Source organism: Microbacterium sp. H6 (assembly GCF_003314775.1).
GTDB classification, from domain to species: Bacteria; Actinomycetota; Actinomycetes; order Actinomycetales; family Microbacteriaceae; genus Microbacterium; species Microbacterium oxydans.
On sequence record NZ_QOAY01000047.1, the window covers coordinates 38965 to 43574 of the forward strand.

A 4610-nucleotide genomic window follows, 5' to 3' on the forward strand; every position below is an offset into this window, starting at 1 on the left:
ATCACGCTCACCGGCGCGGGAGACGGCACCGTCCTCACCGGCGCCGACCTCGGTGCGGACGTCGACGCCACCGCTCTCGCCGACAAGGCTTTCGCGGAGCACCCGCTGTGGAACCTCGGCGCCTGGATGGGCGACCCCGTCCCCGCAGAGATCGCCTTCGACACCGCGAAGGCGGACGCCGCGCTGCGTGGCGCCGTGCCGACCAGCTTCGACGACCCGGTGGATGCCGGTGTCGTCTTCGATGCCGCCAGCGGCACCTTCGTGATCACACCGGCAGAGGCCGGAACAGGGATCGACCTCGCCGACCTCAACGCCGCCTTCACGGCAGCCGTCGAAGAGGGTCGCAGCGCGCTCGAGTACTCGGGAGACGCCGCGGAAGCCGCGCCGGCCGTCTCCGATGACGACGCCACCGCCACCGCCACCGCTCTCAACACGATGCTTCCCACCGTCGGCTTCTACGTCGGCGAGGAGCGGACCGTCCCGGTCGATCCCGCCGTCGCCGCCTCCTGGCTCACGGTCGTCGATGACGACGGACAGCTGAGCATCAAGGCCGACCCCCAGGCGATCCAGGCCACCGTGGACAGTCTCCCCTCCGTCGTCGACCGCGCGCCGGTCAACGCGACCAACATCGTCGACTCCGCCGGCACCGTGCTCCGTGCGGAGCAGGAGGGTGCCACCGGTCGAGCGCTGGGAGACACGTCAGGCATCGCGGACCAGTTCGCCGAGCAGCTGGCAGCCGGAAACGGAGCCTTCGCGCTCTCGGTCACCGAGACGCCCTTCGAGACGGTGAACCTGTTCCGCCGCATCGACATCAACCTCAGTTCGCAGCGGGCCGTCCTCTACGAGAACGGCGCTGTCGTGAACTCGTGGGCCGTGTCCACCGGCCTGCCAGGGACTCTGACGCCCACCGGCAACTTCAAGGTGTTCGCGCACACGCGTATCCAGGACATGGGCTGCTACGAGGGCGCCCCGTACTGCACGAAGGACGTGCCCTGGATCACCTGGTTCGCTCCGAACATCGGCTTCCACGGCACGTACTGGCACAACAACTTCGGCCAGCGCATGAGCCACGGTTGCGTCAACCTGCCGATCGACCTCGCCAAGTACGTCTACGACTGGTCCCCCAAGGGGCTCGAGGTCTCCGTCCACTACTGACGAAGCGCTCCGCGCTCGCTCGGGCAGACGGGCCGAACACGAAGAAGGGGGCGGATGCCGAAGCATCCGCCCCCTTCGCTCGTCTCAGCGCAGGGCGTCGACGATCGTGTTCAGCGTCGTGGACGGACGCATGACGGCCTCGACCAGCTTCTCGTCCGGACGGTAGTACCCGCCGATCTCCGCGGGCTGTCCCTGCACGGCGTTGAGCTCGGAGACGATGGCCTCCTCGTTCGCGGCGAGCTTCTCGGCGATCGGCGCGAAGGCCGCAGCGAGCTCGGCATCCTTCGTCTGCGCTGCCAGCTCCTTCGCCCAGTACAGGCCGAGGTAGAAGTGGCTGCCGCGGTTGTCGATCGTGCCGAGCGCACGACCGGGCGAGCGGTCCTCCTCGAGGAAGGTTCCGGTCGCGGCGTCCAGCGTCTCCGCAAGCACGCGGGCCTTGTCGTTGCCCGTGCGGTCGGCGAAGTGCTCGAGCGAAGCCGCCAGCGCGAAGAACTCACCCAGCGAGTCCCAGCGCAAGTAGTTCTGCTCGACCAGCTGCTGCACGTGCTTGGGAGCGGAACCACCGGCACCCGTCTCGAACAGCCCACCACCGGCGAGCAGCGGCACGATCGAGAGCATCTTGGCGCTCGTGCCGACCTCGAGGATCGGGAACAGGTCGGTCAGGTAGTCACGCAGCACGTTGCCGGTCACCGAGATGGTGTCGAGCCCGTGACGCATGCGGGCGAGCGTGTACCGCGTGGCCTCTTCCGGCGCGAGGATCGTGATCGTCAGGCCCTTGGTGTCGAGCGTGGCGAGGCCCTGGTGCACCTTCGCGATGATCTGGGCGTCGTGCGAGCGGTTCGCGTCCAGCCAGAACACGGCGGGGTCGCCGGTCGCGCGTGCACGCGTCACGGCGAGCTTGACCCAGTCCATGACGGGGATGTGCTTGGTCTGCGTCGCGCGCCAGATGTCGCCCTTGCCGACCTCGTGCTCGATGAGCACGGTGCCCTCGCTGTCGAGCACCTGGACGATGCCGTCCGCCGCGATCTCGAAGGTCTTGTCGTGGCTGCCGTATTCCTCGGCCGCCTGCGCCATGAGACCCACGTTCGGGACGGTACCGATCGTGGCGGGGTCGAGCGGGCCGTTCGCGATCACATCGTCGATGACGGCCTGGTAGACGCTCGCGTAGGACGAGTCCGGGATGACCGCGATCGTGTCGGCCTCCTCGCCGTCCTTGCCCCAGAGCTTCCCACCGTTGCGGACGAGGGCGGGCATCGACGCGTCGACGATGACATCGCTGGGCACGTGGAGGTTGGTGATCCCCTTGTCGGAGTTCACGTACGACAGGCGCGGCCCCTCGGCGATGGCCTTGTCGAACGCCGCAGCGATCTCCTCGCCACCGGCGACATTCGACAGGCCTGCAAGGATCGAGCCGAGGCCGTCGTTCGCGCTGAGTCCGGCTTCGGCGAGCTGCGTGCCGTACTGGTCGAAGACGTTCTTGAAGAACGCCTTCACGACGTGACCGAAGATGATCGGGTCGCTGACCTTCATCATCGTGGCCTTGAGGTGCACGGAGTAGAGCACGTCGTCGGCCTTGGCCGCCTCGAGCGTCTCCGCGAGGAACGCGTCCAGCTCCTTCGCGGAGAGGAACGTGGCGTCGATGATCTCACGCGGGAGGACCTTGAGGCCCTCCTTGAGGATCGTGACGGTGCCGTCCTGCGCCGTGTGACGGAACGAGAGGACGTCGTCGTGGGCCGCGACCCACGAGCGCTCGTTGTGCTTGAAGTCGTCGTGGCCCAAGGTCGCGACGCGGGTTTTCGAGCCGTCCGCGAAAGGCTTGTTGCGGTGCGGGTGCTTCTTGGCGTAGTTCTTCACCGCGAGCGGTGCGCGACGGTCGCTGTTGCCCTCGCGCAGCACGGGGTTCACTGCGGAGCCCTTGATGCGGTCGTAGCGGGCGCGGACGTCCTTCTCCTCCAGGGAGGTCGGCTCGTCCGGGAAGTCGGGGATGTCGAAGCCCTGCTTCTGCAGCTCGGCGATCGCACCCTTCAGCTGCGGGATGGACGCCGAGATGTTCGGCAGCTTGATGATGTTGGCCTCGGGGAGGGTGGCGAGGCCACCGAGCTCGGCGAGAGCGTCACCCACCTGCTGCTCGGGAGTGAGCTTCTGCGGGAAGGCGGCGAGGATGCGTCCGGCTAGCGAGATGTCGCGCGTCTCGACCTCGATGCCGGCCTGGCCGGTGTATGCCTGGATGATCGGGAGGAACGAGGCGGTGGCGAGCGCCGGTGCCTCGTCTGTGTACGTGTAGATGATGGCGTCGTCGGTCACCGGGAGGTACTCCGTTCGCGGGGAAATTTGTCTCGATACCAAGATACCTGAGCCGGTCTGGCCCTGTGGTCCGCGCCTGCGACCGCCGACCACCCCATGTCGACGAACGGCCACAGAGGGGCGAAATCTTCGTCGGAAACGTGTCCCGCCTCTCCGGAGGGGTTAGCCTGGGTCCATGTCCGAACTGCGCATGGTCGAACTCTCCGCTGCGACGATCGTCGCCGTGAACAACCTGTCGCTCAAGCCCGGACAGGAGCAGTTCCTCGCTCCGGTCTCTTACGGGATCGCCGCGACCGTCATCAACCCGCAGACCTCCTGGCAGCGGGTGATCCTGGACCGCAACGAGGTCGTCGGCTTCGTCAGCGCCAACTTCGACGACGAGGCCCCGGAGGAGCACTTCCGCTCCGTGCTGTGGCGCATCAACGTCGACGCGGACGACCAGGGTCGCGGCGTCGGCCGCTTCGCCGTCGAGGCGCTCATCGACGAGGCGCGTGAACGCGGAGTCGACCACGTCAACGTGATCTACGAAGCCGGCGAGGACGGCCCGGAGGCCTTCTTCCGTCGCGTCGGCTTCACCCCCGTCGGGGAGACGGCCTACGGCGAGGTCATCGCCGAGATCCGGGTCACGTCCTAGACCGGGCGGCGGGGTCTCGAATCCCCTCCCCCATCGAGACCTCGTCGCCCTTCACTCCCCTTCGGGGGAGCGCTCTCACAGCCCTGGCGGGTTCTCAGGAACGGTCGTCGGGGGTGCCCCCGGGTTTCCGCCGGCTCGTCCACGATGAGAGAGCGGCCGCGGCCGCTCCGGCAGCGCGATCGATGGCCTCGGCGGAACGGTTCAGCATGTCTTGAGCGGCATCCTGCCACGCCGGCGTCGCCGGCGCCTCCCCCGCGTGCACCTTCGCGGCGTGTTCGGCGGCTTCGAACGCCCGCTCGAGCTCGGCGACAGCGTCACGATAGGCGGCGAACTCAGCCGGGGTGATGCGTCCGGAGGCCGCGCGGCGCATCTCCGTCGCGTGTCCGGCGGCACGGAAGTATGCGGCCGTCTCCGCGGACTTCACGTCGGTCATCGCCGGATAGGAGATCTGCAGAGCGGGGTCGGTCTCGTAACGCATCCAGCGTGCCGTCACCGCGTCATGCGCGGCGTGGAGTCG

General features: G+C 68.0%; 3 protein-coding genes and 1 pseudogene. 2 read left to right on the plus strand and 2 right to left on the minus strand.

The window, feature by feature from the left end; genetic code table 11:
• Positions 1-1155: L,D-transpeptidase family protein (locus tag DSP71_RS03020; RefSeq protein WP_258546237.1), on the plus strand; the 1155-nt coding region annotated here is incomplete at its 5' end.
• An 84-nt stretch (positions 1156-1239) separates the two neighbouring features.
• On the opposite strand, the gene DSP71_RS03025 is transcribed toward DSP71_RS03020, so the two are convergent.
• A complete protein-coding gene (locus DSP71_RS03025; RefSeq protein ID WP_113680331.1) occupies positions 1240-3459 on the minus strand; it encodes an NADP-dependent isocitrate dehydrogenase in 2220 nt (739 codons plus the stop codon).
• Positions 3460-3634: 175 nt separating this feature from the next.
• Here DSP71_RS03025 and DSP71_RS03030 point away from each other — a divergent pair, with 175 nt between their 5' ends.
• The gene (locus DSP71_RS03030) at positions 3635-4093 is read left to right on the plus strand and encodes an N-acetyltransferase (protein WP_046748828.1); all 459 of its coding nucleotides are present in this window, start codon (positions 3635-3637) and stop codon (positions 4091-4093) included.
• 94 nt (positions 4094-4187) lie between these two features.
• Here DSP71_RS03030 and DSP71_RS03035 read toward each other — a convergent pair.
• Positions 4188-4610: pseudogene (locus DSP71_RS03035) on the minus strand (hypothetical protein); the annotation flags it as partial.